The organism is Streptomyces sp. NPDC090025, from assembly GCF_044748125.1.
Taxonomy (GTDB): domain Bacteria; phylum Actinomycetota; class Actinomycetes; order Streptomycetales; family Streptomycetaceae; genus Streptomyces.
The window spans coordinates 19,375-45,816 of the sequence record NZ_JBIVFL010000014.1; the positions used below are offsets into that span (position 1 = coordinate 19,375).

Sequence of the window (26,442 nt, forward strand, 5' to 3'; positions counted from 1 at the left end):
ATGTAGCGCGTGGTTCGCGTACTTCTGCTTCAACGGGTCTGCCGTCGGCCGGTGCCGTGCTGGGCACCGGCCGGCGACTGCGCACTCATATCAGGGTGATGGTGATCATCTCTTCCGTACGACGACGAAATCGGCCAGAGCCGTGAGCTGGCTCCTGACATGGGCCGGGAGGTCCACCTCGTGGAGCGCCCGGATGGCGACGGCGTGCTGGCGGCGGGCCTCCTGGGAGGTCCACTCCCGGCCGCCGGCCTCCTCGATGAGGGCGGCCCTGGTGGCGAACTCCTCCTCCGAGAACGAGTCGAAGTCGTTGCTCTTGGCGTCGGCCGCGAGCAGCTCGCCGAGCCGCTCGGAGGCCGGGCCGCCGGCCGCGAGGGCGGCGACGACCGGCAGCGACTTCTTGCGCTGGCGCAGGTCGGACCAGGTCTGCTTGCCGGTGGACTCCGGGTCGCCCCAGATGCCGAGCAGATCGTCGACGGCCTGGAAGGCGAGGCCGAGGTGGTAGCCGTACTCCTCCAGCTTGTCGGCGGTCCGGTCGTCGGCGCCGCCGAGGACGGCGCCGATGGAGACGGCGCAGGCGAGCAGGGCGCCGGTCTTGTTGCCCTCCATCTCCAGGCACTCCTCGACGGTGACCCGCTCGCGGTGCTCGTAGGAGATGTCCTGGGCCTGGCCGTCGATCAGCTTGCGGGTGGCCGTGGTGAGGCGGCGGGTGGCCCGTCCGGCCTCGACGGTGCCGAGTTCGAGCAGCAGTTCGTTGGCGAGGGCGAAGAGCGCGTCGCCGACCAGGATGGCCTGGGCGGGTCCGTGCACCTTCCACACCGTGTCGCGGTGGCGGCGCTGCTCGTCGCCGTCCATCAGGTCGTCGTGGAGCAGCGAGAAGTTGTGCACCAGCTCCACGGCGACGGCGCCGGGGATGCCGACCTCGGGTCCCGTGCCCGCGGCCTCGGCGCCGATCAGGGCCAGTGCGGGGCGGACGGCCTTGCCGCTGTCGGCGTCGGTCGGGTTGCCGTGGGCGTCGATCCAGCCGAAGTGGTAGGCGGCCACGGTGTCCATGGGCGCGGCGAGCCGGTCCACGGCGGCCCGCATCACGGGCGTGGACAGCGCCCGGCCCCGCTCCAGGAGCGCGGCCACGTCCTCGGTGTCGACGGCCGGGTTGCCCGGCTGCACAGTCGGCACGGTCTCTCCTCTGGTTCCGGTACTCACACTCATACCGCCTCCTGCAGCGGATGGTCGTATTGGCGGCCGAGGGCGGAGAGCGCGGCGCCCGCGGCGCTGAATCCGCTGCGGACGGCACCCTCCATGGTCGCGGGCCAGCCGGTGGCGGTCCACGCGCCGGCCAGGTACAGGCCGGGTGCGTGGGTGCGGGCGCCGGGCCTGAGCCGGCCGACGCCAGGGGTGGGGGCGAACGTGGCGGTGCGTTCACGGGTGACGAAGAAGTCCCGGACCCCGGCGCCCCGGGCGGCGGGCAGCAGCCGCTCCAGTTCGGGCAGGTAGCGCTCGCGCAGCGCGGCGACGGGTTCGTCGATGTCGTCCTGGGCGGCGGACTGGGAGACGGCGAGGTACTGGCCGCCGCCGGTGAGGCCGGAGGACTCGGTGCGGTCGAAGACCCACTGGACCGGGGAGCCGAGCGCGGTGAAGAACGGCTGCCGCAGCACCTTGCGGTCGTAGACGACGTGCAGGTTGAGGATGGGCGCGGTGCCGATGTCGAGGAGCCGGTCGGGGTCGTCGAGGGCGCCCTCGGGGAGCAGTTCGCGGGCCTCACGCTGCGGGACGGCGAGGACGACGGCGTCGGCCTCCAGGGTCTCGTCGGGCAGCCGGACGGTCCACCGGCCGTCGTCGGCGCGGCTGATCCGCTCGGCCTTGGCGCGCAGTTCGGTGCGCACGCCGAGCGCGTCGAGGGCGGCGCGGGCCCGGGTGTCGTGGAGTTCGCCGAGCGGGACGTGCGCCCAGCCGATGTCGGCGGCGCCGTTGTCGGAGAGCAGTCCGGTCTTGAAGACCATGGCGGCCAGGCCCATCGAGGCGTCCGGGGCCACCGCGTTGAGGGTGGCGACGCCGACCAGGTCCCACAGCGCCTCGACGGTGCGGGCGGACTGGCCGTGGCGGCCGAGCCAGGTGCCGAAGTCGATGCCGTCGAGGGCGAGGTCGGCCGGGTCGAGCTTCTTCAGGGCGAGCGCGGCCCGGCCCACCGAGGCGCGTTCGGCGAGCGACAGGTGCGGATAGGTGGCGAGGCTGCGGGCCAGGTGCAGCGGTACGGGCAGGGCGGAGCGGCGCAGCCGGCCGAGGCGCGGTCCGCGCGGGTGGCCGACGTCGAGCACCGGCACGTCGAGGCGCGGCTGCACGGGGGCCAGGTGGGCGGCCCCGAGCCGGTCGAGGAACCAGCGGTAGGCGGTGCAGCAGCGCAGGTAGACGTGCTGGCCGTTGTCGACGGTGAGGTCGCCGCGCCGGAACGAGAAGGCGAGGCCGCCGAGCCGGGGGCGGCCCTCCAGGAGGGTGACCCGGAGGCCGGCGTCGGCGAGCTGCAGGGCGGTGGTGACCCCGGCGAGGCCGCCGCCGACGACGACGGCGTGCGGCCTGGGGTCGCCGGAGCCGCCGGTGCGGCCGCTGGCGCCGCCGCCGGGGATCCGGATGTCGTCGGTGGTCACGCCGTCTCCCCTCGGTGCGCCGGGGCCGGGGCGCGCGTCCCGGCCGGGTCGGAAGACGCGCCGGGGCGGGCGGAGGTTGTCCGGCGGCCCTGACGACCGCGCGGGGCGGTCACGCGGGCCTCCGCAGGGTGCGCCGGGAGATGTGCCGGGCGTCGAGTCCCGACAGGCCGCGGACGGCGACGTACGCCTTCTCGCGTCCGGGCAGCGAGACCCGGCCGCGCAGCACGGCCTCGGGGTCGCGCTCGATGCGGTCGAGCAGGCGACGGTAGATCCCGGCCATGGCGGCCACGCAGGCGCCGCTGCGGCGGTCGAGCATCGGCAGCAGCCGGTAGCCCTCGGCGAACAGGGCGCGGGCCCGGCGCACCTCGAAGTGGATCAGACCGGCGAAGTCGGCGCCGGGCGGCGGGGTGTCGGCGCCGAAGCCGTCGCCGCAGCCGAACTTGGCGAGGTCGTCGGCGGGCAGGTAGACCCGGCCGTTCTGGGCGTCCTCGCGGACGTCGCGCAGGATGTTGGTGAGCTGGAGCGCGAGGCCGAGGGTGTCGGCGTACTCGGCGGCCCGGTCGGCGCCGACGGCGCCGGGCTGGGTGCCGAAGACGCCCAGCGAGAGGCGGCCGATGGCGCCCGCGACGCACCGGCAGTAGATCTTGAGGTCGTCCCAGGTCTCGTAGGTCTCGCCGCGCAGGTCCATCTGGACGCCGTCGATGAGCTCGTCGAGCCCGCCGAGCGGCAGCGGGAAGCGGCGGGCGGCGTCGCTCAGCGCGACGGCCACCGGGTCGGTGTCGTCCTCCTCGACCTCCCCGGCGACGATCCGGCCGAGGAGGGTACGGGTGGCCTCCAGGCGCTCCTTCTTCTCGGCGGGCGGCAGCGGGCCGTCGCCGATGTCGTCGACCCGGCGCGAGAAGGCGTACAGGGCCGACATGGCCTGGCGCTTCTCGGTCGGCAGGAGCCGGATCCCGTACGCGAAGTTGCGCGCCTGTCCGCCGGTCACGGCCTCGCAGTAGCTGTACGCGGCCTGGACCGGTGCGGACGGCTGCGGCTGTCCCTCCACGGTGCGGCTCACCCCTCTCTCCGCGCGGCGAGCAGCACGGCGCCCGCCCGGCGCATCAGACTCGGTTTGCTGGCCTTGGGCGGCCCGGGCAGCACGTCGAAGCCGGCGTCGGTGACGGCGTCGAGTGCCGCGTACCCGCCGGCGGTGAAGCCGGCGAGCAGCAGTCGGAGGCGGCCGCGGACGCTGCCGACGAGCGGGGCACCCGCGTCGAGCAGGGCGCGGGCCCGGTCGGCCTCGAAGGCGATCAGGGCGCGCACCGAGGCTCCCGCGGTGGGTGCGGCGAGGTCGTCCTCGGTGACGTGGAAGCGCTTCAGGTCCTCGGCGGGCAGGTAGATCCGGTCGCGGCCGAGGTCCTCGGCGACGTCCTGGAGGTGCTCGACGATCTGCAGCGCGGTGCAGATCTCGTCGGAGCGCTCGATCCGCTCGGGGGTCGCGGTGCCGGTGATGCCGAGGACGAGGCGGCCGACCGGGTTGGCGGACAGCTCGCAGTAGGCGAGCAGGTCGTCGTAGCTCTCGTAGCGGCGGACCAGCTGGTCCTGCCGGTTGGCGGCGACCAGGCCGAGGAACGGCTCGGGGGTGAGGCGGCAGCGGTCGACGGTGGGGCCGAGGGCGCGCAGCAGCGGGTGCCGGGGCGGTCCGTCGGCCGGGTCGAAGACGCGCATGAGGTCGGTCTCGAAGGCGTCGAGCATGGCGACCCGGTCGTCGGCGTGTCCGGGGGCGACGCCGAGGTGGCGGGCGTCGGCGCCGCCGGGGGCCAGGTCGCCGTCGCCGATGTCGTCGACGAGCCGGGCGAAGCCGTACACGGCCATCAGGTCGTCCCGCCAGGCCCGGGGCAGGAAGAACGGGGCCACCGGGAAGTTCTCGTCGGCGGCCTTGTCGAGCGTGCCGTGCGAGGCGGCGTCGGCGCGCACCTGCCGGGTGCCCGTCACCGGCCGCTGCCCGACGCGGGGACGGCGACACCCTCGTGGAGCTGGAGATTCTGCGTCATGGCCGTCACATCTCCCGTTCTACACCGCGGATCGAATCCATCCTATTTCGGACACGCCGCCGAGCCCTGCCCCTGGGGGACGCAGAGGGGTATCGCCCCACTTGCCGCGAATCAGACCGGTCCAGCTTACGGGGCGCCCGGCGGCGGGCCGCGCCCGGGGGCGGGCCGTTCCGGGGCAACGTCCGGGCGTCCGTCAACCTTCCCGTAAGGGACGGGAGTTGACTCGTTCCTGACGGTTCCTCGGGGCCGTCCGGTTCAGTGGGCGCGGGTGCCGGAGACGACCATGGCGAGGGTGGAGTCGACGACGTCGTCGCGGCGCTGGGCCGGGAGGCGGCGCAACGGGCCCTCCAGGAGCAGCAGTGACAGTCCGTGGACGGCGGACCACGCGGCGGCGTCGGCGGCGGGGCGGGAGGCGCGGGGCGGCCGGGCGGTGGCGGCGAGGGCGGTCAGCGCGTCGGTGAGCAGGGTGAAGGCCCGTACGTCCGCCACGGCGGCCTCGGGCTCGGTGCCGGGGTCCCCGGGGGCGGTACGGGGCGTGCCGAAGGCGGAGCGGTAGAGCCCGGGCTGCTCGACGGCGAAGGCCACGTAGCCCCGGCAGAGCGCGGCGAGCCTGGCCTCGGCGGCGAGGGCCGGGGTGTCGGCGCCGGGGGCCCGCAGGGCGGCGCGTTCCATGGAGTCGGCGAGCGCCCGTCTGGCGTGGTCGCGGACGGCGGCGAGGAGTTCGCCGCGGCCGTCGAAGTGCCGGTAGGCGGCGGTGGGCGAGACGCCGACGCGGCGGGCGGCCTCGCGGAGCACGACGCGCTCGGGACCTCCTTCGCGGGCGAGGTCCACGGCCGCGCAGATGAGGGCGTTGCGCAGGTCGCCGTGGTGATAGGTCTTGCCTCCCGAGATCGCTGCCATGCGCTCATCCTGCCCGATGTTGACCGCATGAACATTCCGGGCGGGGGCGCGACGCGCGAAAACCGGACGCGAACGGACACGGATCGCCGCGGGCACGCGCCGGAGCACGTCGGCGCCACCGGCCGCGGAGGTGCCCGGCACCGGGGCGGCGGCCGTCGGGTCCGGGGACGACTCCGCCCCCGCCGGTCGGACCGGCGGGGGCGGGGTGCGGCGTACCCGCGGACCGGCGGCTACTTGCCGGACTCGCGCTCGTAGGCGGCGATGACCTCGTCGGTCGGGCCGTCCATGAGCAGTTCGCCCTTCTCCAGCCACAGGACCCGGTCGCAGGTGTCGCGGATCGACTTGTTGCTGTGGCTCACCAGGAAGACCGTGCCGGCCTCCTTGCGGAGCTCGCGGATGCGGGCCTCGGAGCGGATCTGGAACTTGCGGTCACCGGTGGCGAGCGCCTCGTCGATCATGAGGACGTCGTGCTGCTTGGCGGCGGCGATGGCGAACCGGAGCCGCGCGCCCATGCCGGACGAGTACGTCCGCATCGGCAGCGAGATGAAGTCGCCCTTCTCGTTGATGCCGGAGAAGTCGACGATGCCCTGGTAGCGGGCCTTGACCTCCTCGCGGCTCATGCCCATGGCGAGACCACCGAGGATGACGTTGCGCTCACCGGTGAGGTCGCTCATCAGGGCCGCGTTGACGCCGAGCAGCGAGGGCTGGCCGTCGGTGTAGACCTTGCCGCTCTCGGTGGGCAGCAGGCCCGCGATGGCGCGCAGCAGCGTCGACTTGCCGGAGCCGTTGGAGCCGATCAGACCGATGGCCTCGCCCCGGTAGGCGGTGAAGGACACCCCGCGCACGGCGTGCACCTTGCGCACCCCGCGCTCGGACTGGCCCTTGCGGCGGCCGAGCATCCGGCTGAGCGCGGCGGTGGCGCTGCCCTTGCCGCCGGAGCCGCCGTTGACCCGGTAGACGATGTGGACGTCGTCCGCGATGACGGTGGGCACCCGGCCCTGGTCGCTGTCAGCCACGTCCGTACCTCTCCTCAGCCTTCCAGAAGTAGACGAAGCCGCCGATGCCGACCACCAGGGACCAGGCCAGCGTGACGAACCAGACGTGCGGCGGGAGGTTGGCGGCCCCGTAGCCGTCGATCAGCGCGAACCGGATGAGGTCCATATGGAGCGCGGCCGGGTTGTACTGGAGCAGGTCGGCGATCCAGGCAGGCTTGTCCTGGAGCATCACCGGGATGGAGAACATGACGCCGGACGCGTACATCCAGGTGCGCATGATGAACGGCATCAGCTGCGCGAGGTCCGGGGTCTTGGAGCCGAGCCGGGCCACGATCATCGCGATGCCCGCGTTGAAGACGAACTGCAGCAGCAGCGCCGGGAGTACGAGCAGCCAGCTGAGTCCGGGGTAACTGCCGAACGCGACCGCGACGACGACGAGCACGACCATCGAGAACAGCAGTTGCTGGAGCTGCTGGAGCGCGAAGGAGATGGGCAGCGAGGCGCGCGGGAAGTGCAGGGCACGGACCAGGCCGAGGTTGCCGGAGATGGCGCGGACGCCGGCCATCACCGAGCTCTGGGTGAAGGTGAACACGAAGACGCCGGTCACCAGGAACGGGATGTACACGGACCGTGACATGCCGCGGTCGGCGCCGATGATCACGCCGAAGATCAGGAAGTACACACCGGCGTTGAGCAGCGGGGTGACCACCTGCCAGAGCTGGCCGAGTTTCGCCTGGCTGTACTGGGCGGTGAGTTTCGCCTGGGAGAAGGCCAGGATGAAGTGGCGGCGTCCCCACAGCTGGCGGACGTACTCCGCGAGGCCGGGCCGGGCACCGCTCACGGAGAGTCCGTACTTCGCCGCCAGCTCGGCCGAGCTCAGGCCGTCGTCGGCGGATGGACGGTCGCTCGTCACGACACCACCGTCCTGGGATGTGTCACTCACAGTCGAAACTTTCGTGTTCGGGATGCGCGGCACGTGGGGTACCACGATGTCAGACCACGGGCGGGCGACCCAGTCGGGTCAGCCGCCATACCGTACGCCACCGCATGGGGTGCCGCGGACCGCTGTCGCTCCGCCAGCCCGCCCGGAATCCGCCGCACCACGCCTTGAGCGCGGACGCGGAGGGCCGCCGTGCCAGCGTGAGCAGCAGCCAGACACCGAGATAGACCGGCACCAGGGGTGCGGGGAGATTTCGGCGAGCCAGCCAGACTCGGTTGCGGGCCACGTTGAAGTGGTACGTCGCGTGCCGGGACGGTGGAGTGGTGGGGTGCAGCAGCACCATGTCGGAACGGTAATCGATCATCCAGTCGGCGTCGAGAGCGCGCCAGGCGAGATCGGTTTCCTCGTGCGCGTAGAAGAACGCGTCGGGCAGGCCGCCGACCTCGGCGAACACCTTGGTGCGCACCGCGCTGGCGCCGCCGAGGAAGGTGGTGACCCGCGACGAGCGCAGCGGGTCGGCGGAGCGGAGCCGGGGGACGTGCCGGCGCTGGGTGCGGCCGGTGTCCGGGTCGGCGATCCGGAAGCTGATGATGCCGAGCCGGGGGTCGGCGGTGAACGCCTGCCGGATCAGCTCGGCGGTGTCGGTGGCCGCGAGGCGGCCGTCGTCGTCGAGGAAGAGCAGGGCGTCGACGTCGGTGCCGCCGGGGCCGAAGGCGGCGATGCCGATGTTGCGGCCGGCGGGGATGCCGACGTTCTCCGGCAGCGGGACGACGCGGACGTCCGCGGGCAGTCCGGTGGGCACCACGCCCTGGCCGACGACGACCACCTCGACCGGGTCGCCGTCCTGTCGGGCGACCGAGTCGAGCAGGGCGCGCAGTTCCTCGGGGCGGTCACCCATGGTGATGACGACGGCGCCGAGGCGTATCGGCCGGGGCATGGTGCCGGACCTCACTTCAGCCTGCTGGACGCCAGGATCGAGACCAGGTGGAGCACGGTCTGCAGCAGGGCGATCCCGGCGAGCACGGCGACGCCGAGCCGGGAGAAGAACAGGTCGCCGCGGGTCTGGTCGACGATCGCGAGGACCAGGATGAGCAGCGACGCCTCGATGCCCAGGATCAGGCGGTGGAACTTGAGCGCGGCGGCCGCCCGGCGGGCGAGCGCCATGCCGGAGGAGCGCGGCTCGGCGGCCGACTCCTTGACCGGCGGCAGGCCGCCCTGATGGCGGGCGACGCCGACCAGGTCGGTCTCGGCCTTGATCAGGATGGCGCCGAGCGCGGCGAGGGTGCCGAGGAAGGCCCACAGCCAGTCGATCCGGCCGCCGCCCCACAGGTCGGCGGCGCGCAGTCCGAAGCCGACGAGCACGGCGGCGTCGCACAGGTAGGCGCCGACCCGGTCGAGGTAGACGCCGCCGAGCGAGAACTGCTTCTTCCAGCGGGCCACCTCGCCGTCGACGCAGTCGAGCAGCAGGTAGAGCTGGACCATGAGGACCCCGAGAGCGGCGCCCCAGATGCCCGGCACGAGCAGCGCGGGCGCGGCGAGCACGCCGCACACGGTCATCAGGTAGGTCAGCTGGTTGGGCGTGACCCGGGTGGTGACCAGGCGGCGGGTGATCCGCAGCGAGATCTCCCGCATGTACAGGCGGCCGCCCCAGTGCTCGCCGCTGCGGCGGTCCTTGACACCCGGGGGGTGCACGACCGGCCGGAGTTCAGCTACCGATGGCTTTTGCATAGTCGGCGTACGCGTCCCTGATCTGGTCCGTGGAAAGGTCGAGGTGTTCGAGGATGGTGAACCGGCCCGGCCGGGTCTGCGGGGCGAAGTCCACGGCCTGCACGAACTCCTCGATCGTGAAGCCGATCTCCTCGGGCGTCACGGGCAGGCCGTGCCGGCGCAGGGTCTCGACCATCTGCGCGGACTCGTCGTGGGCGCCGCGCAGGTGCATGGCGAAGGCCGCGCCGAGACCGCACTGCTCGCCGTGACTGGCCGCCCGGGTGGGGTGGAGCAGGTCGAAGGCGTGGCTGATCTCGTGGCAGGCGCCGGAGGAGGGGCGGGTGTCGCCGCTGATCGACATCGCGATGCCGGACATCACCAGGCCCTCGGAGAGGGTGACGAGGAAGTCGTCGTCGCCGACGCCGCCGGGGTGCCGGAGCACCGCCTCGCCCGCGCTGCGGGCCATGGCGGCCGCCAGGCCGTCCACCTTCTCGCCGGTCTCGCGGTGCGACAGCTCCCAGTCGGCGATGGCCGACAGGTTGGAGATGGCGTCGCCGATGCCCGAGCGGACGAACCGGATCGGGGCGTCGCGGATCACGTCGAGGTCGATGACCAGCGCGATCGGTGTCGGGACGCCGTAGGAGCCGCGGCCGTTGTCGTTGTCCAGGGTGGACACCGGCGAGCACAGACCGTCGTGCGACAGGTTCGTCGCGATCGCGACCAGCGGCAGGCCCACCCGGGCCGCCGCGTACTTGGTCACGTCGATGATCTTGCCGCCGCCGAGCGCGACGACGGCGTCGTACCGCTTGCCGCGCATGGCGTCGGCGAGCCGGACGGCCTCGTCGATGGTGCCGCCCATGACCGGGTACCAGTCGGCGGACGGCAGCTCGGGGGCGAACCGGTCACGCAGCTTCAGCCCTGAGCCGCCGCTGATGGCGACGGCGATCCGGCCGTTGCTGGAGATCCGCTGGTCCGCCAGGAGACTGGCGAGGTCGTCGAGGGCTCCGGGGCGGATGTCGACGACGACCGGCGAGGGGATGAGCCGGGTCAGTACAGGCACGCGATGTCACGGCCCTTCGCGAGGTCGTCGTGGTTGTCGATCTCGACCCACTTGACGTCGCCGATGGGGGCCACGTCGACAGTGAAGCCGCGGTTGACCAGTTCCTGGTAGCCGTCCTCGTAGTAGAGGTCGGGGTCGCGCTCGAAGGTGGCCTTCAGGGCGTCGGCCAGCTCCTCGGCGGCCTCCGCCTCGATCAGCGTGACGCCGATGTACTCGCCGGTCGCGTCGGCCGGGTCCATCAGCTTGGTGATCTTCTGGACGCCCTTGCCCTCGGCGGTGACGACCTTCATCTCCTCGTCCGCGAGCCGCTTGACGGTGTCGAGCGCGAGGATGATCCGGCGGCCCTCACCACGGGCGGCGAGCAGGGTCTTCTCGACGGAGACCGGGTGGACGGTGTCGCCGTTGGCGAGGATCACCCCGCGCTTGAGGACCTCACGCGCGCACCACAGGGAGTAGGCGTTGTTCCACTCCTCGGCCTTGTCGTTGTCGATCAGGGTGAGCTTCAGGCCGTACTTCGCCTCCAGCTCGGCCTGGCGCGCGTACACGGCCTCCTTGCGGTAGCCGACGACGATGGCGACCTCGGTCAGGCCGACCTCGGCGAAGTTCTTCAGCGTGAGGTCGAGGACGGTCAGCGAGCCGTCGCCCGCCGGGTCCACCGGCACGAGGGCCTTCGGAAGGGTGTCGGTGTAGGGGCGCAGACGGCGTCCGGCACCGGCTGCCAGTACGAGGCCAATCATGCTGTCTCTCCTTCATCGTGTACGGCGGGTGCTCCGGAGGAGACCCAGAAGCGGATGGACTCCACGAGCACCACGAGGCCGACCGCGACCGCGAGGGCGGTGAGGGCGGTGGTGAAGTCGTCGCCGCGGTGCGCCAGCAGGGCGGCGAGCACGGTCACCACGAGGGTGCGGCCTTCCTGGCCGCCGATGGCGCGCACCAGCCACCCGGGCGGGGCGCCGGTGCCGCCGCGGATGCGGTAGACCGTGTCGTAGTGATGGTAGGCGACCGCCGCCACCAGGCCGAATGCGGCGGGCACGGCCTGGGCGGCGTCGGCGCGGGCGGCGAGCACGAGGATCGTGCCGTACTCACCGGCCCGGAACAGCGGGGGCAGCAGCCAGTCGACGGGGCCGGTGAGCGGCCGGGCGACGGCCAGGCCGGAGAGCACGGCGTAGGCGGCGGCTCCGGCGACGGCGCCCCAGGCGTGGCCGCTGAGCAGTCCGGCGGCGAGCAGCAGGACGGCGGTCACGGCGAGCAGCAGCGGGGCGGCGCGGCGGGCCGCGCCACGCGGACGGCCGAGGGCCCCGAAGGCGGCGGCGAGCGGGCCGGTGTCGGTGAGCTCGAAGAGGGCGCGGGCGGCGGCCTCGGGGCGGGGCGTGCGGTTCCTGACCGACCGGAGCAGCCGGCCCGCGGTGGTGTAGCAGGCGGCGAAGGAGCAGCCGACGATCAGCGCCCAGAAGACGACCCGGGGGCTGGTCACGGCGGTGAGCACGGCGATCATCGCCCAGCGCTCGCCGATCGGCAGGATGATCATGCGCCGGGCCCAGACGGTCCAGCCGACCGAGTCGAGCCGGTCGGAGAGGGCGAGTCCGGCGCTCGCGGAGCCGCCGCCGGTCTTGGCGTTGGCCTCGTTGAACGAGAAGTCGACGACATGGCGGCAGGTCATCAGGACCATGGCGGTGAGCGCGAGGACCCACACGTCGTCGCCGCCGCGGGCGGCGCCGAGCGCGAGCCCGGCGTAGAACGCGTACTCCTTGGCCCGGTCGAAGGTGGCGTCGAGCCAGGCGCCGAGGGTCGAGTACTGCAGCGAGTAGCGGGCGAGCTGCCCGTCGGCGCAGTCGAGCACGAAGGAGAGCAGCAGCAGCACACCGGCGGCGACGTATCCGGCGCGCTCGCCGGTGGCGGCGGCGCCGGCCGCGAGCAGCGCGGTGAGCAGCGACGCGGTGGTGACCTGGTTGGGGGTCAGGCCGCGGCGGGCGCACCAGCGGGCGAGGTAGCGCGAGTGGGTGCTGATGAAGAAGGTGGTGAAGAACCCGTCGTGGGCCTTGACGGCGGACTTGAGCCGGACGGCCTCCTCGTCGACGGCCTGGACGGCGGTACGCGCCTGGTGGCGTGCCTCGGGTTCGTCGGGGACGGCGGCGACCAGGGTGCCGAGGGCGGGCCGGTGGACGGTGACGCCGTCGGCGTCGAGCGCGTCCGCGAGGGTGTCCGTGAGCGGCGCGGTGAGCACCTGGGGGTGCCCGGCGCCCGGGTGGGCGGCGCCGGGGGCCGTGGCGGCGGTGTCGGCGGCGGTCGCGTCGAGGGCGCGGGCCAGGGCCGGGCGGGCCTCGGGGCGCGCGGTGAGCGCGCCGGGCACCGCGGCGGCCGCGAAGCGGGGGTCGGTGAGGCCGAGCCGCAGGCTGTGCCGGTGGCCGACGAAGCGCGGGTCGACGAGCGCGACGCGCTGCCCGGCGGGCACCCGGGCGAGCAGGGCCGCGGTCTCCCGGGGCCCCGAGGCGACCTCGACAGCGAAGCCGAGGGCCCGCAGATCGGCGTCGAGCGACGATCCGGGTACCGGCGGGCCGGTGAGGATGGCGGTCGACAGGGCGAACTCACTCCTTGGAGCTGGCGGACGGGCCGGTGGGGGCGGCACGCGGCGCGGGACACGGTTCAGCGGCCCGGCACCGGCGGCGGCACGTCGGCTGAGGCTATCGGATGGCGGAGCGCCGAGTTCACCGAGGTTTCGCGGCCCGGCCGCCCGTGGGCCGCCCCGTGTCCGCGCGGATGCGCCGTGGTGCGGACGGGATCATCATCGGCGATGGGCGCACCGGGCGACAAACCGCGCCGTCGCGCACTCCCGCGCGCGGCTCCGTACCCAGGTCAGGAGGCAGGGTCCGGCGCACGGTTCCGGCCACCGCCGCTCCGTACCGGACCGAAAGGGATATCCGCAGGTCAGAGCATATGACAACGGTGTTCAGTACCGTGTTGCACATACCCCCCACCCGTAGTTCACTGGCGAATCGAGGGCATCACCGGGAACACCGTCCGGGCCCTCGCGGGCACCACGACCGAGCACCACCCACCGACCTGACCGGGAGGCCACGCCATGGGGGCTGGACACGACCACGGACACAGCCACGGCGGCCCGCCGCCGACCGGCACCGCGGGCCTGGCCTACAGGAAGCGGCTGCGGATCGCACTCGGCATCACGCTCTCCGTGATGGTCGTCGAGATCATCGGCGGCGTCGTCTCCGACTCGCTCGCCCTGATCGCGGACGCCGCCCACATGGCGACCGACGCCCTCGGCCTGGCGATGGCGCTGCTCGCCATCCACTTCGCCAACCGGCCGCCGAGCGGCAACCGCACCTTCGGCTTCGCCCGGGCCGAGATCCTGGCCGCGCTCGCCAACTGTCTGCTGCTCCTCGGCGTCGGCGGCTACGTCCTGTACGAGGCGATCCAGCGGTTCGTCGAACCGGCCGAGACCCGCGGCGGTCTCACCATCGCGTTCGCGCTGGTCGGCCTGGTCGCCAACCTGATCTCGCTGTCCCTGCTGGTGCGCGGGCAGAAGGAGAGCCTGAACGTCCGGGGCGCCTATCTGGAGGTCATGGCCGACGCGCTCGGCTCGGTGACGGTGCTGGTGTCGGCGAGCATCATCCTGCTGACCGGCTGGCAGTACGCCGACCCGATCGCCTCGATCGTGATCGGCCTGATGATCGTGCCCCGCACGGTCAAGCTGCTGCGCGAGACCCTGGACGTGCTCCTGGAGTCCGCCCCCAAGGGCGTCGACATGGCGGAGGTGCGGGCGCACATCGTGGCCCTGCCCGGCGTCGAGGACGTGCACGACCTGCACGCCTGGACGATCACCTCGGGGATGCCGGTGCTCTCGGCGCACGTGGTGGTCCGGCCGGAGGTGCTGGACGCGGTCGGGCACGAGAAGATGCTGCACGATCTGCAGGGCTGCCTGGGCTCGCACTTCGACGTCGAGCACTGCACCTTCCAGCTGGAGCCCGCCGGGCACGCCGAGCACGAGGCCAAGCTCTGCCTCTGAGGCTGTTAGCCTCGACGAGGAAGACTTCGGTCCGGATGTGACATCCGGGTGTGACATGGAGAGGAGCTGGGGTTGATGACCGTCGCGATGGAGGCCGCCCACAGCGGCGGCACCCGGTCCAGCCTCAGCTCCCGGGTCTCCGGCTGATCTGATCCCCGGTTCTCCCACCGGTACGTCATGACGTCGGCCGGAGCCCTCACACAAAGGGTTTCCCACGTTGTCCGACAACGGCATCACCAACAGCAACACCACCACCAACGACGCAGGCAGCGCCGAGGCCGCCCATGAGGCGTTCTTCGCGCTGCACCGCGGTCTGCCCCGGCAGGGTCCCGGCTCCGACGCCACCACCCGCCGGCTGCTGACCGCCGCGGGCCCGCTCCCCGACCGGCCGCGCGTGCTCGACCTGGGCTGCGGCCCGGGCCGCTCCGCGCTGCTGCTCGCCGCCGAGGCGGGCGCCGAGGTCACCGCGGTCGACCTGCACGAGCCGTTCCTCGCCGAACTGCGCGAGGCCGCGGCCGAGCGCGGGCTCACCGACCGGATCCGTACGCTGCGCGCCGACATGGGCGCGCTCGACGAGCTGCCCGACGGCTCCTTCGACCTGGTCTGGGCCGAGAGCTCGGTCTTCGTCCTCGGCTTCGACCGGGCGCTCGCCGCCTGGCGGCGGCTGCTCGCGCCCGGCGGCACCCTGGTGGTCACCGAGTGCGCCTGGACCACCGACCGGCCGCACCCGGAGGCCCTGGCCTTCTGGTCGGAGCACTACCCGCTCCGTACCGTCACCGAGAACGCGGCGGCCGCCGTCGCCGCGGGCTATCACGTGCTCGCCACCGTCCCCCAGCCGGAGAGCGACTGGGACGCCTACTACGGGCCGCTCGGCGAGCGGGCCGGGGCGGCGGACACCACGGTGCCCGGCATGGCCGACGCGGTCTCCGGGGCGCGCGCCGAAATCGCGATGCGCCGGGCGCACGGCACGGACTACGGCTACACCGGCTTCGTGCTGCGCCCGGCCGACCCGCGCTGGCGCACCCGGCCGGAGACGGCCGCGGACGCCGACCGGGTCCGGGAGATCAACCTGGCCGCGTTCGGGGGCCCCGACGAGGCCGGTCTGGTCGACGCGCTGCGCGCCGACCCGGCGGCCTGGCTGCCGGAGCTCTCGTACGTGGCCGAGGCGCCGGACGGCACGGTCGCCGCGTACGCCCTGATCACCCGGTGCCACGTGGACGGCGTCCCGGCGGCGGCGCTCGCGCCGGTCGCGGTGGCGCCGGAGCACCAGCGCACCGGCGCGGGTCAGGCGGTCACCCGGGCGGTGCTCGACGCGGCGCGGCTGCGCGGGGAGCGCCTGGTGCTCGTGCTCGGCCATCCGGAGTACTACCCGCGGTTCGGCTTCGAACGCGCGTCCGCGTATGGAATCCGGCCAGGCTTCGACGTGCCCGACGAGGCGATGATGGCGCTGGACCTGACCGGCTCCGGCGCCGTGACCAGCGGCATGATCGCGTATCCGGCCGCGTTCGGGGTCTGACGGAACGGCCGTTCCCGCGCACCGGGGCGTACTCCGGTGCGGTGGGAGCGGCCATGTCCGGCCTCCGAAGTACGGACAAGCCGCTTTTGTACGGCAGACTGAGGTGGCCCGTCAGGGCGAGGACCGAAGTGAAGGATGGGTATGCCGACCACACAAGACACCGTGGCCCACAGCTCGTCGAACGGCGTACGGCCGGACCCGGCCGAGGCGCCGATCATGCTCGAACTGGTCGACGAGGACGGCGTCACGATCGGTACGGCGGAGAAGCTCGCCGCGCACCAGGCGCCGGGGCAGCTGCACCGCGCGTTCTCGGTGTTCCTCTTCGACGAGGCGGGTCGGATGCTGCTCCAGCAGCGCGCGCTCGGCAAGTACCACTCCCCCGGCGTGTGGTCCAACACCTGCTGCGGTCACCCCTACCCGGGTGAGGCGCCGTTCGCGGCGGCGGCCCGGCGCACCTTCGAGGAGCTGGGCGTCTCGCCCTCACTGCTCGCGGCGGCCGGCACGGTCCGCTACAACCACCCGGACCCGGCCTCGGGCCTGGTGGAGCAGGAGTTCAACCACCTGTTCGTGGGCCTGGTGCAGGCGGGGCCGCGGCCGGACCCGGAGGAGGTCGGCGACACCGCGTTCGTGACGGCGGCCGAGCTGGCCGAGCGGCACGCCGCCGCGCCGTTCTCCGCCTGGTTCATGACGGTGCTCGACGCGGCGCGGCCCGCGATCAGGGAACTGACGGGTCCGTCCGGGGGCTGGTGACCCCGGGCCCGGGCAGCGGCCCGGGCATGCCTCCGGTCCCACCGCCGGGCAGCGGCCCGGTCGGTGGGACCTGCGCCGCTGCGGGCAGCGGTCCCGGGAGCTGTCCGGGCAGCGCGCCCGACACGGGGCCGGTCGGCGGCCGCCCCGGCACGAACGGGTTGAGCGGCAGCGCCGCCCAGATGATCTTCCCGCCGGTCGCGGTGTGCTCGACGTCGCAGGCGCCGCCGGACTCGCGCGCGATCTCCCGGACCAGCAGCAGGCCACGGCCGCCGGTCTGGCCCCAGTCCGCCTCCAGGGCCTTGGGGCGGTACGGGTGGTTGTCCTCGACGGACACCCGCACCCACTCCGCCCCGATGGCCACCTCGACCGCTATCTCCGGGGAGAGCAGCGCGGCGTGCTTGACCGCGTTGGTCACCAGTTCGGAGACGATGAGCAGCAGCCCCTGCACGGTGTCGTCGTGCACCGGGACATGCTGCCGGACCAACAGGTCGCGGACCGCGTGCCGGGCCTGCGGCACGGAGACGTCGACCGCGGGAGCGGTGAAGCGCCAGACCCCTTCGTAGGACGGTGGCCGGGCGGGGACGCTCCCGCGGCTCTCCATAGTCCTGCTCCCGCCCTCGTGCTCGATTGTCGCCACGGGTCGAGTCTTGGGAATCCGCCGGGCCACTTCGGGATACTGACCAGAAGTCGACACTTATCGACCGGGTTCCGATCGGGTGAGTATGCCAAAGTCAGTTGTTCGACTACTCCTGATCCCCTGCTGACGCCTTCGTCGCCGCCGCCGTTGGTGTGACCATACTGACGATATGGCGTCCCCCGATGCCCATCGCCACCAGGCCGAGCCCGTCGAAGAGCAGCGCGAGCGAGAAGAACACCCCGAGGACATAACGGCTGCTGTCCGGCCAGTCGAACAGGACCAAGACGCCGAGCAGCAGGCCGAACGCGCCCTGGAGCAGCGTCCAGCCGAACTGCGGGCCGCGCACCACCACACTGCCCACCAGCCGGAACAGCCCGCCGGTCAGGAACAGCAGGGCCGCGAACATGGTCAGCGCCTCCGCCGAGCCCTCCGGGTGCCGGATGACCACCACCCCGGCCGCGATGTTCAGCGCCGCGACCACCGCGGCCAGCCAGAAGTAGCTGGTCCCGCGCGACTGGACGGCGTGCAGCAGGCCGACGACACCGCCGATGAGCAGCAGCCAGCCGAACAGCAGCATCGAGGTGAGGGTGGCGACCCCGGTGTAGATCAGACCGACGATGCCGCCGAGCACCAGGAGGATGCCGAGCGCGGCGAGCCAGCCGAAGCTGCGGCTCAGCCGCCTGCCCTCGCGGGCCAGATCGGCCCGCACCTCCGCCCGCACCTCATCGGGGGCCGGGTCCCGCGGCGGTGCGGCCCGGTCCTGGGGCTCCTCCGGCATGTCCTTGGCGGCCATGGGCGTCTCCTCCTCGCACCCCCTTCTTGATCGTACGTACGGGGCCCCCGGATAGCATCCGGCGCATGGAGCCGCAGCTGACCGTGAGCGTCGCCGACGAGGTCGCCACCCTCGTCATCGCCAACCCCGCCAAGCGCAACGCGATGACCGCCGCCATGTGGCGGTCGCTGCCCGGGCTGCTCGCCCCGCTCGCCGCCGACCCGGCGGTGCGCGCGCTCGTGGTGACCGGAGCGGGCGACACCTTCTGCGCCGGGGCCGACATCTCGACGCTGCGCGAGCCGGGCGACGAGCAGCAGACCCTCGCGGTACGGGCCGAGGAGGCGCTGGCCGCCTTCCCCAAGCCGACCCTGGCCGCGGTGCGCGGCTACTGCGTCGGCGGCGGCAGCCAGCTGGCCGCCGCCTGCGACCTGCGGTTCGCGGAACAGGGCGCCCGGTTCGGCGTCACCCCCGCGAAGCTCGGCATCGTCTACCCGGCCTCCTCCACCCGGCGGCTCGCCGCGCTCGTGGGCCCCTCGGCCGCCAAGTACCTGCTGTTCTCCGCCGAGTTGATCGACAGCGAGCGGGCGCTGCGCACCGGCCTGGTGGACGAGGTGCACCCGGAGGGCCAACTCGACAAGCGGGTCGCCGAGTTCACCCGTACGCTGGTCGGCCGCTCGCTGCTCACCCAGTGCGCCGCGAAGGAGTTCACGGACGGCGTGACCGGCCGGGAGGGGCACTGGGCGGAGCAGGCGCGTGGCAGCGGCGACACCGCGGAGGGGGTCGCCGCCTTCCTGGAGCGCCGGGCGCCGCGGTTCGGCTACGGCCGCTGAACCGTCGGACAACTCCCCCGCCCCGGTACGGGGTTCAGCTCTCGGCGACCAGGTCGCGGCCGCGCCAGTGGGCGACGATCTCGGCCGGCGCCTTGTCCGGCGAGCCCGCGTCGTACGGCGGCTGCGGGTCGTACTCGGTGAGCAGCTGGATGGTCTGCGCGGTGGCGTCGCCGGCGATCCGGCCGAGCAGGTGGAGCGCCATGTCGATGCCGGAGGAGACCCCGGCGGCCGTCACGTACTTGCCGTCGAACACCACGCGCTCACCGGTGGGTTCGGCGCCAAGGGCGCGCAGTTCCTCGTAGGCGAGCCAGTGGGTGGTGGCACGGCGGCCGGTGAGCAGTCCGGCGGCGCCGAGCAGCAGCGAGCCGGTGCAGACGGAGGTGGTCCAGGTGCTGGTGGCGTCGGCGGCGCGCAGCCACGCCTGGAGGGCCGGGTCGTCCTTGGTCTCGCGGGCGCCCGGGCCGCCGGGGACCAGCACGATGTCGGGGCGCGGCACCTCGGCGAGGCTCCGGTCGGCGACCAGGGCGAGGCTGCCCTGGTCGTTGCGGACCGGTCCCGGCTCCTTGGCGACCAGGACGGTCTCGGCGCCGGGCAGCCGTCCGAGGAGTTCGTACGGCCCGACGGCGTCGAGCGAGGTGAAGCCCGGGTAGAGCAGCAGGGCGATCTGCATGGGAAGGGTCCCTTTCAGCTGACGGGTGCGTGGAAACGGCGCCGGTAGTCGGCGGGTGGGGTGCCGAGGGCCTTGCCGAAGGCCCGGCGCATGGCCTCGGAGGTGCCGTACCCGGCGGCCCGGGCGACCTCCTCGACGCCGTGCGAGGTCTCCTCCAGGAGGCGTCTGGCGTGTTCGAGGCGGATGCGGTCGACGTACCGGCCGGGGGTGACTCCGGTCTCGGCCCGGAAGGCGCGGGCGAAGTGCCGGGGCGAGAGCCGGGCGCGGGCGGCCAGCGCCTCGACGGACAGATCGCCGTCGGGGTGCTCGGCGATCCACGCCTGGAGGTCCCTGAGCGGTTCACGGCGGGCGGTCTGGGCGGCGAGCTGGGCGCTGAACTGGGCCTGGTTGCCGGGGCGGCGCAGGAAGACGACCAGGTGCCGGGCGACGGTGAGGGCGGCGTCCCGGCCCAGATCGTCCTCGACGAGGGCGAGCGCGAGGTCGATGCCGGCGGTGACCCCGGCGGAGGTGGCGACCCGGCCGTCCCGTACGAAGATCGGCTCCGGGTCGACGGTGACCTCGGGGTGGCGGCGGGCCAGGGTGTCGCAGGCGAGCCAGTGGGTGGTCACCCTGTGGCCGTCGAGGAGTCCGGCCTCGGCGAGCAGCAGGGCGCCGGTGCAGACGGAGACCAGGCGTTCGGCGGCGGGCGCGTGGGTCCGCAGCCAGTCGACGAGGGCCGGGTCGGGGGTCCTGGTGCCTTCACCGCCGGGGACGAGCAGGGTGTGCGGCGGGCCGTCGGCGACGGCGGCGTCGAGCGTGGTGTCGGGCAGCAGCTTCAGCCCGCCGTGGCTGCGGACCGGGCGGCCGTCGAGCGAGGCGGTGCGCACCGGATAGGCGCCGGGCGCCCCGACGGCCCGCGCGGCGCCCGCGAAGACCTCCATGGGCCCGGTGACGTCCAGGCTCTGGACGTCGTCGAAGAGCACCATGAGGAGCGGGCGCGGGGCGGGCCCGGTGCTTGCTTGTCCCTGCATGGCTCCATCCTTGGCTGGTGCCGCGATGGCCGCAATGACGGGCAGCCCACCTTTTCTGCCATGGACGCCGAGCCCCTCTCTCCCGGCGGGCGGCCCGGGGATTCCTGCCATACCAACCGGTAGGTAAGGTGCCGGACATGACGAACCTGCCTCCGCGCGCGGCCCGCCGCTGCGCCCACCCCGTCAATCTGCTGCACGCCGCCGTGCTGTTCTCGCCGGACCTCGACACCGCCTTCGACGGCCTGGGCGTCGACGACCCGAGCGCCCGACGGCTCGCCGCGCGCAGCGCCCCGATGGGCGCCGTCGGCGCCGGGACCGTCTCCGCCACCTTCTACAACTACAACCACGACTTCCTGGCCCGGCACCTCCCGGCCGTCTGGGACGCCGTCACCCCCGCCACCGTGCTCGACGCCCGGCTGCGCGCCGCCGACGCCACCTACCGGCGGCTGCTCGGCGACGACGTGGTGGACTCCGCCGAGCTGGCCGAGGCCGCCGAGCTCGCGCTGCGGGCCACCGAGGCGTGCACCAGGCCCGCCCGCCCGCTGTACGCGGCCAACGCCGACCTGCCGGTGCCGGACGCGCCGCACCTGCGGCTGTTCCACGCCACCACGCTGCTGCGCGAGCACCGCGGCGACGGCCATCTGGTGGCCCTGATGAGCGCGGGCCTCGACCCGCTGGAGGCCCTGGTCAGCCACACCGCGTCCGGCAAGGGGATGGCCCCGCGCTGGGTGCTCGGCATCCGCGGCTGGCGCCGTGACGACTGGGACGCGGGCACCGAGCGGCTGCGCGAGCGCGGGATCGTCGACGCGGACGGCGCGCTGACGGCGGCGGGCGAGGAGCTGCGCGAGTCCCTGGAGACCGAGACGGACCGGCTGGACGCCGCCCCGTACGAGCACCTGGGCGCCGCCGGGGTGGCGCGGCTGACCGAGCTCGCCAAGGACCTGACGGTCCGGGCGGTGGGCGCGGGCGCGTTCCCCGACGGCCTCAGCGGCCGCGGCTGACCCACCCCGTACGTCCGCCCCGGCCCGGTCCGCACCCGCCCCGGACCGGCCTGGGGCGGGTCGGTTGCCGCGTCCGGGTGAGCGACCCGGCAGAATGCATCCGCAAGCTTGAGGCACGAGAAGGCGGGTCGGACATCGTGACGACGTCCATCGAAGCAAGGATCGCCGAGGAACTCGGCGTACGCGAGCGACAGGTGAGGGCGGCCGTCGAGCTGCTCGACGGCGGCTCGACCGTGCCGTTCATCGCGCGCTACCGCAAGGAAGTCACCGAGACGCTCGACGACGCGCAGCTGCGCACCCTGGAGGAGCGGCTGCGCTATCTGCGCGAGCTGGAGGACCGGCGCGCGTCCGTCCTCGACTCGGTACGGGAGCAGGGCAAGCTGACGCCCGAGCTGGAGGCGCGGATCCTCGGCGCCGACACCAAGGCACGGCTTGAGGACATCTATCTGCCGTTCAAGCCGAAGCGGCGCACCAAGGCGCAGATCGCCCGCGAGGCCGGTCTCGAACCGCTGGCGGAGGGGCTGCTCGGCGATCCGTCGGTGGACCCGGTGGCCGCCGCGGCGGCGTTCGTCGACGCCGACAAGGGGGTGGCGGACCCGGCGGCGGCCCTGGAGGGCGCCCGGGCCATCCTCACCGAGCGGTTCTCGGAGGACGCCGATCTGATCGGCGAGCTGCGCGAGCGGATGTGGGGGCGCGGCCGGCTGGTGGCCAAGGTGAAGGACGGCAAGGAGGAGGCGGGCGCGAAGTTCGCCGACTACTTCGACTTCGCCGAGCCGTTCACGGCACTGCCCTCGCACCGGATCCTCGCCATGCTGCGCGGCGAGAAGGAGGACGCGCTCGCCCTGGAGCTCGAGCCGGAGGAGCCGGTCGAGGGGCCGAGCTCGTACGAGCCGATCGTGGCGCACCGCTTCGGCGTGGCCGACCGGGGGCGCCCCGGCGACAAGTGGCTCCAGGACACGGTCCGCTGGGCCTGGCGCACCCGGATCCTGGTGCACCTGGGCATCGATCTGCGGCTGCGGCTGCGCACGGCGGCCGAGGACGAGGCGGTCCGGGTGTTCGCGGCGAACCTGCGCGACCTGCTGCTCGCCGCACCGGCCGGGACCCGGGCGACGCTCGGACTCGACCCCGGTTTCCGTACCGGGGTGAAGGTGGCCGTGGTCGACGCGACCGGCAAGGTGGTCGCCACCGACACCGTCCACCCGCACGTCCCGGCCAACCGGTGGGACGAGTCGATCGCCCGGCTGGCCCGGCTCGCGAAGGAGCACGCGGTCGAGCTGGTCGCCATCGGCAACGGCACCGCGTCCCGCGAGACCGACAAGCTGGCCGCTGAACTCATCGCCAAGCACCCCGAGTTGAAGCTGACGAAGGTGATGGTGTCGGAGGCGGGCGCGTCCGTGTACTCCGCGTCCGCGTTCGCCTCGCAGGAACTCCCGGAGCTCGACGTGTCGTTGCGCGGCGCGGTGTCGATCGCGCGGCGGCTGCAGGACCCGCTGGCCGAGCTGGTGAAGATCGACCCCAAGTCGATCGGCGTCGGCCAGTACCAGCACGACCTGTCCGAGGTGAAGCTGTCCCGGTCGCTCGACGCGGTGGTCGAGGACTGTGTGAACGGTGTCGGCGTCGACGTCAACACCGCGTCCGCGCCACTGCTTTCGCGGGTGTCCGGGATCAGCTCGGGCCTCGCCGAGAACATCGTGGCGCACCGCGACAACAACGGCCCGTTCCGCTCCCGCCGGGCCCTGAAGGACGTGGCGCGGCTCGGCCCGAAGGCGTACGAGCAGTGCGCGGGCTTCCTGCGGATCCGGGGCGGCGAGGACCCGCTCGACGCGTCCGCGGTGCACCCGGAGGCGTATCCGGTGGTGCGCCGGATGGTGAAGACCACGGGCGGCGAGGTCGGTGCGCTGATCGGCGACACCGGCACGCTGCGCTCGCTGCGCGCGGACGACTTCGTGGACGAGACTTTCGGTCTGCCGACCGTCACCGACATCCTGAAGGAACTGGAGAAGCCGGGCCGCGACCCGCGTCCCGCCTTCCGGACCGCCACCTTCAAGGACGGCGTGGAGAAGATCGGCGACCTGCTCGCGGGGATGGTCCTGGAGGGTGTCGTCACCAATGTGGCCGCGTTCGGCGCGTTCGTCGACGTCGGCGTCCACCAGGACGGCCTGGTGCACGTCTCGGCGATGTCGAAGACCTTCGTCAAGGACCCGCGGGACGTGGTGAAGCCGGGTGACGTGGTCAAGGTGAAGGTCCTGGACGTCGACATCCCGCGCAAGCGGATCTCGCTCACGCTGCGTCTTGACGACGAGGCGGCGGCCGGGACGGACGAGACCGCGCCGCGCCGCGAGCGCGGTGACCGGGGCGAGCGCGGTGACCGGGGTGACCGGGGCGGCCGTCCGCCGCAGCAGCGCCGTGGCAACGGCGGGAACGGCGGCGGTGGCGGTGCCGGTGGCGGGAACGGCGCCGGGAAGGGTGGCAACGGCGGCGACCGGAGCCGGGACCGCGACCGGCAGGCCGGTGCCCCGGCGCCCGCGAACAGCGCGATGGCCGACGCCCTGCGCAAGGCGGGTCTGCTGAACGAGGGCGGTGGCGGCGGCAGGCGCCGCGGCCGCTGAGCGGACCGGTGGACATGAGTGGGGCCCGGCCGGTCGGCCGGGCCCCACTCAAATGTGTCCATCCGCTCCCGCGCCGCCGCCTACGGCACGAAGCGCAGCGCCCAGTCGGCCCGGTTGGCGAGGGTCAGGTCGTCGGCCGCGGTGAGCGGCTGGAGCAGCCGCTGGGCGGTCTGCGGGTCGGCCTGGACCAGGGCGACGATCTCGCCGGCCAGACCGTCCTCGTCGTCGCCGAGGTCGACCGCGGAGGCGCGGACGAGCAGCGGGAGCTGCGCCGGGCCGCCGAGCGCGGCGATCAGGCCGCCGAGGAGTTCACGGGCGTACGAGTTGTGGTCGGCGACCGCCCGGTCGAGCTCGGATTCGAGACGCGGCAGCAGCGCCTGGTCGCCGTCCGCCGCGATGGCGTCGGCGAGGGCGATCGTCTCGTCGAGGTCGGCGTCGAGATCGTCGAGCATCTCGACCAGCCGGGTCACGCGGTCGTCGGTCATGGTGCCTCCTGGAATGCGCCGCCCGCCGGGGCGGGTACCGCGGCGGACGCGTCGGTCACGACGGCCACCTCCCCGTCCCGCGGACAGCCGTACGCGTACAGTTCACGGCCCGTGCCCCCGCCGCGCAAGGCGGCGGCGGCCGGGCTCACAGCTCGGTCACCTTGCCGTCGGCGACCTCGAGCCGCCGGGTGACCTGGACCGCGTCGAGCATCCGCCGGTCGTGGGTGACGAGCAGCAGGGTGCCCTCGTAGCCGGCGAGGGCGGACTCCAGCTGTTCGATGGCGGGCAGGTCGAGGTGGTTGGTGGGCTCGTCGAGGACGAGCAGGTTCACCCCGCGGCCCTGGAGCAGGGCGAGCGCGGCGCGGGTGCGCTCGCCGGGCGACAGGGTGGTCGCGGGCCGCAGCACATGGTCGGCCTTGAGGCCGAACTTGGCGAGCAGGGTGCGGACCTCGGCCGGTTCGGTGTCGGGCACGGCCGCGCAGAAGGCGTCGAGCAGGCTCTCGGTGCCGTGGAACAGCTTGCGGGCCTGGTCGACCTCGCCGACGACGACGCCGGGGCCGAGCGAGGCGTCGCCCGAGTCCAGCGGGAGCCGCCCGAGCAGCGCCGCGAGCAGGGTGGACTTGCCCGAGCCGTTGGCGCCGGTAATGGCGACCCGGTCGGCCCAGTCGATCTGGAGGCTGGCCGGACCGAAGGCGAAGTCACCGCGGCGCACCTCGGCCTCGCGCAGGGTGGCCACCACGGCGCCGGAGCGCGGCGCTGCGGCGATCTCCATGCGCAGCTCCCACTCCTTGCGGGGCTCGTCGACGACGTCGAGGCGCTCGATCATCCGCTGCGTCTGGCGGGCCTTGGCGGCCTGCTTCTCACTGGCGTCGGCGCGCAGCTTGCGGGCGATCTTGTCGTTGTCGCTCGACTTGCGGCGGGCGTTGCGGACGCCCTTGTCCATCCAGTTGCGCTGCATCAGCGCGCGGGACTCCAGGGCCGACTTCTTGTCGGCGTACTCCTCGTACTCCTCGCGCGCGTGCCGCCGGGCGGTGTCCCGCTCCTCCAGATAGGCCGCGTAGCCGCCGCCGTACAGGGTGATCTGCTGCTGGGCAAGGTCGAGTTCGAGGACCTTGGTGACGGTGCGGGTGAGGAACTCGCGGTCGTGGCTGATGACCACGGTCCCGGCGCGCAGCCCCTGCACGAAGGACTCCAGGCGCTCCAGGCCGTCGAGGTCCAGGTCGTTGGTGGGCTCGTCGAGGAGGAAGACGTCGTAGCGGGAGAGCAGCAGCGAGGCGAGCCCGGCGCGGGCTGCCTGGCCGCCGGAGAGGCCGGTCATCGGCTGGTCGAGGCCGACGGTGAGGCCGAGGGCCGCGGCGGTCTCCTCGGCGCGTTCGTCGAGGTCGGCGCCGCCGAGGTCGAGCCAGCGCTCCAGGCTGACGGCGTACGCGTCGTCGGCGCCGGGGGTGCCGTCGACCAGGCCCTGGGTGGCCTCGTCCATCGCGATCTGGGCGGCGGCGACGCCGGTGCGGCGGGCGAGGAACTCCCGTACGGTCTCCCCTTCCCGCCGGTCCGGTTCCTGCGGGAGGTGTCCGACGGTGGCGGTCGGCGGGGAGAGCCGCAGCTCGCCCTCCTCCGGGGTGTCGAGACCGGCGAGCAGCCGCAGCAGGGTCGACTTCCCGGCGCCGTTGACGCCGACGAGGCCGATGACGTCCCCGGGCGCGACGACGAGGTCGAGCCCGGCGAACAGGGAGCGGTCGCCGTGGCCGGCGGCGAGGTTCTTGGCGACGAGAGTGGCAGTCATCAGGCCTGAATCCTACGGGCAGGCGGCGCGGCCGTTGGGTACGGTCCCGGCATCCGGGGCGGCTGAGGCCCCCGGGGCGGC

23 protein-coding genes and 1 pseudogene are annotated in these 26,442 nt (G+C 73.5%); 6 read left to right on the forward strand and 18 right to left on the reverse strand.

The window, feature by feature from the left end:
* Positions 1-105: 105 nt before the first annotated feature.
* From ACIPXM_RS27265 to ACIPXM_RS27320, 12 genes are all read right to left on the reverse strand, one after another.
* Complete coding sequence (locus ACIPXM_RS27265) at positions 106-1,164, reverse strand: polyprenyl synthetase family protein (protein ID WP_401660933.1); 1,059 nt, start codon at positions 1,162-1,164, stop codon at positions 106-108.
* Positions 1,165-1,202: 38 nt separating this feature from the next.
* Positions 1,203-2,618: a hydroxysqualene dehydroxylase HpnE gene (hpnE, locus tag ACIPXM_RS27270; protein WP_401660935.1), complete on the reverse strand. Its 1,416-nt coding sequence runs from the start codon at positions 2,616-2,618 to the stop codon at positions 1,203-1,205.
* Positions 2,619-2,748: 130 nt separating this feature from the next.
* The gene (gene hpnD, locus ACIPXM_RS27275) at positions 2,749-3,699 is read right to left on the reverse strand and encodes a presqualene diphosphate synthase HpnD (protein ID WP_401660464.1); all 951 of its coding nucleotides are present in this window, start codon (positions 3,697-3,699) and stop codon (positions 2,749-2,751) included.
* On the reverse strand, positions 3,696-4,616 hold the full coding sequence (gene hpnC / locus ACIPXM_RS27280; RefSeq protein ID WP_401660467.1) for a squalene synthase HpnC: 921 nt from the start codon (positions 4,614-4,616) through the stop codon (positions 3,696-3,698). The genes hpnD and hpnC overlap by 4 nt, the downstream gene beginning before the upstream one ends.
* A 314-nt stretch (positions 4,617-4,930) precedes the next feature.
* The gene (locus ACIPXM_RS27285; protein WP_401660470.1) at positions 4,931-5,575 is read right to left on the reverse strand and encodes a TetR/AcrR family transcriptional regulator; all 645 of its coding nucleotides are present in this window, start codon (positions 5,573-5,575) and stop codon (positions 4,931-4,933) included.
* A 230-nt stretch (positions 5,576-5,805) separates the two neighbouring features.
* Positions 5,806-6,591 (reverse strand): ABC transporter ATP-binding protein, encoded by a 786-nt coding sequence (locus ACIPXM_RS27290; RefSeq protein ID WP_401660473.1) that lies wholly within the window; start codon positions 6,589-6,591, stop codon positions 5,806-5,808.
* Positions 6,584-7,513, reverse strand: a complete 930-nt coding sequence (locus tag ACIPXM_RS27295; RefSeq protein WP_401660476.1) for an ABC transporter permease — start codon at positions 7,511-7,513, stop codon at positions 6,584-6,586. The genes ACIPXM_RS27290 and ACIPXM_RS27295 overlap by 8 nt, the downstream gene beginning before the upstream one ends.
* A 49-nt stretch (positions 7,514-7,562) precedes the next feature.
* Entirely contained in the window at positions 7,563-8,447 is an 885-nt protein-coding gene (locus tag ACIPXM_RS27300; protein WP_401660479.1) for a glycosyltransferase family 2 protein, read from the reverse strand.
* Between the two features lie 11 nt (positions 8,448-8,458).
* Positions 8,459-9,238, reverse strand: a complete 780-nt coding sequence (locus ACIPXM_RS27305) for a CDP-alcohol phosphatidyltransferase family protein (RefSeq protein WP_401660482.1) — start codon at positions 9,236-9,238, stop codon at positions 8,459-8,461.
* The gene (locus ACIPXM_RS27310) at positions 9,216-10,277 is read right to left on the reverse strand and encodes an iron-containing alcohol dehydrogenase family protein (RefSeq protein ID WP_401660484.1); all 1,062 of its coding nucleotides are present in this window, start codon (positions 10,275-10,277) and stop codon (positions 9,216-9,218) included. Before ACIPXM_RS27310 ends, ACIPXM_RS27305 begins: the two co-directional genes overlap by 23 nt.
* A complete protein-coding gene (locus tag ACIPXM_RS27315) occupies positions 10,265-11,014 on the reverse strand; it encodes a sugar phosphate nucleotidyltransferase (RefSeq protein WP_401660487.1) in 750 nt (249 codons plus the stop codon). Before ACIPXM_RS27315 ends, ACIPXM_RS27310 begins: the two co-directional genes overlap by 13 nt.
* Positions 11,011-12,855 carry a DUF5941 domain-containing protein gene (locus ACIPXM_RS27320; protein ID WP_401660937.1) on the reverse strand — a complete coding sequence of 615 codons (1,845 nt, stop codon included), beginning with the start codon at positions 12,853-12,855 and terminating at the stop codon, positions 11,011-11,013. Before ACIPXM_RS27320 ends, ACIPXM_RS27315 begins: the two co-directional genes overlap by 4 nt.
* Positions 12,856-13,356: 501 nt before the next feature.
* Between ACIPXM_RS27320 and ACIPXM_RS27325 the strand changes: the two genes are divergently transcribed.
* From ACIPXM_RS27325 to idi, 3 genes are all read left to right on the forward strand, one after another.
* Complete coding sequence (locus ACIPXM_RS27325) at positions 13,357-14,298, forward strand: cation diffusion facilitator family transporter (protein ID WP_401660489.1); 942 nt, start codon at positions 13,357-13,359, stop codon at positions 14,296-14,298.
* A 232-nt stretch (positions 14,299-14,530) separates the two neighbouring features.
* Positions 14,531-15,814, forward strand: a complete 1,284-nt coding sequence (locus tag ACIPXM_RS27330; protein WP_401660939.1) for a GNAT family N-acetyltransferase — start codon at positions 14,531-14,533, stop codon at positions 15,812-15,814.
* A gap of 141 nt (positions 15,815-15,955) precedes the next feature.
* Positions 15,956-16,564 carry an isopentenyl-diphosphate Delta-isomerase gene (idi, locus tag ACIPXM_RS27335; protein WP_401660492.1) on the forward strand — a complete coding sequence of 203 codons (609 nt, stop codon included), beginning with the start codon at positions 15,956-15,958 and terminating at the stop codon, positions 16,562-16,564.
* 154 nt (positions 16,565-16,718) lie between these two features.
* On the opposite strand, the pseudogene ACIPXM_RS27340 reads toward idi, so the two are convergent.
* Positions 16,719-17,165: pseudogene (locus ACIPXM_RS27340) on the reverse strand (ATP-binding protein); the annotation flags it as partial.
* A 142-nt stretch (positions 17,166-17,307) separates the two neighbouring features.
* Positions 17,308-17,994, reverse strand: coding sequence for an HdeD family acid-resistance protein (locus ACIPXM_RS27345; RefSeq protein WP_401660495.1), 687 nt, complete (start codon positions 17,992-17,994; stop codon positions 17,308-17,310).
* A 65-nt stretch (positions 17,995-18,059) separates the two neighbouring features.
* Between ACIPXM_RS27345 and ACIPXM_RS27350 the strand changes: the two genes are divergently transcribed.
* The gene (locus ACIPXM_RS27350; protein ID WP_401660498.1) at positions 18,060-18,803 is read left to right on the forward strand and encodes an enoyl-CoA hydratase/isomerase family protein; all 744 of its coding nucleotides are present in this window, start codon (positions 18,060-18,062) and stop codon (positions 18,801-18,803) included.
* Positions 18,804-18,837: 34 nt separating this feature from the next.
* On the opposite strand, the gene ACIPXM_RS27355 is transcribed toward ACIPXM_RS27350, so the two are convergent.
* On the reverse strand, positions 18,838-19,473 hold the full coding sequence (locus ACIPXM_RS27355; protein WP_401660500.1) for a DJ-1/PfpI family protein: 636 nt from the start codon (positions 19,471-19,473) through the stop codon (positions 18,838-18,840).
* A 14-nt stretch (positions 19,474-19,487) separates the two neighbouring features.
* Positions 19,488-20,483: a GlxA family transcriptional regulator gene (locus ACIPXM_RS27360; protein WP_401660503.1), complete on the reverse strand. Its 996-nt coding sequence runs from the start codon at positions 20,481-20,483 to the stop codon at positions 19,488-19,490.
* A 137-nt stretch (positions 20,484-20,620) separates the two neighbouring features.
* On the opposite strand from ACIPXM_RS27360, the gene ACIPXM_RS27365 reads away from it, so the two are divergent.
* Together ACIPXM_RS27365 and ACIPXM_RS27370 are read left to right on the forward strand one after the other, a co-directional pair.
* Positions 20,621-21,484 (forward strand): hypothetical protein, encoded by an 864-nt coding sequence (locus ACIPXM_RS27365; protein ID WP_401660506.1) that lies wholly within the window; start codon positions 20,621-20,623, stop codon positions 21,482-21,484.
* Positions 21,485-21,621: 137 nt separating this feature from the next.
* Complete coding sequence (locus ACIPXM_RS27370; RefSeq protein WP_401660509.1) at positions 21,622-24,093, forward strand: Tex family protein; 2,472 nt, start codon at positions 21,622-21,624, stop codon at positions 24,091-24,093.
* Between the two features lie 80 nt (positions 24,094-24,173).
* Here ACIPXM_RS27370 and ACIPXM_RS27375 read toward each other — a convergent pair whose 3' ends face one another.
* Positions 24,174-24,578 carry a hypothetical protein gene (locus tag ACIPXM_RS27375; protein ID WP_401660511.1) on the reverse strand — a complete coding sequence of 135 codons (405 nt, stop codon included), beginning with the start codon at positions 24,576-24,578 and terminating at the stop codon, positions 24,174-24,176.
* A 145-nt stretch (positions 24,579-24,723) separates the two neighbouring features.
* Complete coding sequence (locus ACIPXM_RS27380) at positions 24,724-26,361, reverse strand: ABC-F family ATP-binding cassette domain-containing protein (RefSeq protein WP_401660514.1); 1,638 nt, start codon at positions 26,359-26,361, stop codon at positions 24,724-24,726.
* Positions 26,362-26,442 lie beyond the last annotated feature (81 nt).

Coding starts and splice junctions, on each gene's coding strand:
- ACIPXM_RS27300 (WP_401660479.1), bottom strand. CDS start 8,447: ATGCCCCGGCCGATACGCCTCGGCGCCGTCGTCATCACCATGGGTGAC.
- ACIPXM_RS27325 (WP_401660489.1), top strand. CDS start 13,357: ATGGGGGCTGGACACGACCACGGACACAGCCACGGCGGCCCGCCGCCG.
- ACIPXM_RS27285 (WP_401660470.1), bottom strand. CDS start 5,575: ATGGCAGCGATCTCGGGAGGCAAGACCTATCACCACGGCGACCTGCGC.
- ACIPXM_RS27380 (WP_401660514.1), bottom strand. CDS start 26,361: ATGACTGCCACTCTCGTCGCCAAGAACCTCGCCGCCGGCCACGGCGAC.
- ACIPXM_RS27350 (WP_401660498.1), top strand. CDS start 18,060: ATGGAGCCGCAGCTGACCGTGAGCGTCGCCGACGAGGTCGCCACCCTC.
- ACIPXM_RS27345 (WP_401660495.1), bottom strand. CDS start 17,994: ATGGCCGCCAAGGACATGCCGGAGGAGCCCCAGGACCGGGCCGCACCG.
- ACIPXM_RS27360 (WP_401660503.1), bottom strand. CDS start 20,483: ATGCAGGGACAAGCAAGCACCGGGCCCGCCCCGCGCCCGCTCCTCATG.
- ACIPXM_RS27315 (WP_401660487.1), bottom strand. CDS start 11,014: ATGATTGGCCTCGTACTGGCAGCCGGTGCCGGACGCCGTCTGCGCCCC.
- ACIPXM_RS27365 (WP_401660506.1), top strand. CDS start 20,621: ATGACGAACCTGCCTCCGCGCGCGGCCCGCCGCTGCGCCCACCCCGTC.
- idi (WP_401660492.1), top strand. CDS start 15,956: ATGCCGACCACACAAGACACCGTGGCCCACAGCTCGTCGAACGGCGTA.
- ACIPXM_RS27375 (WP_401660511.1), bottom strand. CDS start 24,578: ATGACCGACGACCGCGTGACCCGGCTGGTCGAGATGCTCGACGATCTC.
- ACIPXM_RS27355 (WP_401660500.1), bottom strand. CDS start 19,473: ATGCAGATCGCCCTGCTGCTCTACCCGGGCTTCACCTCGCTCGACGCC.
- ACIPXM_RS27305 (WP_401660482.1), bottom strand. CDS start 9,238: ATGCAAAAGCCATCGGTAGCTGAACTCCGGCCGGTCGTGCACCCCCCG.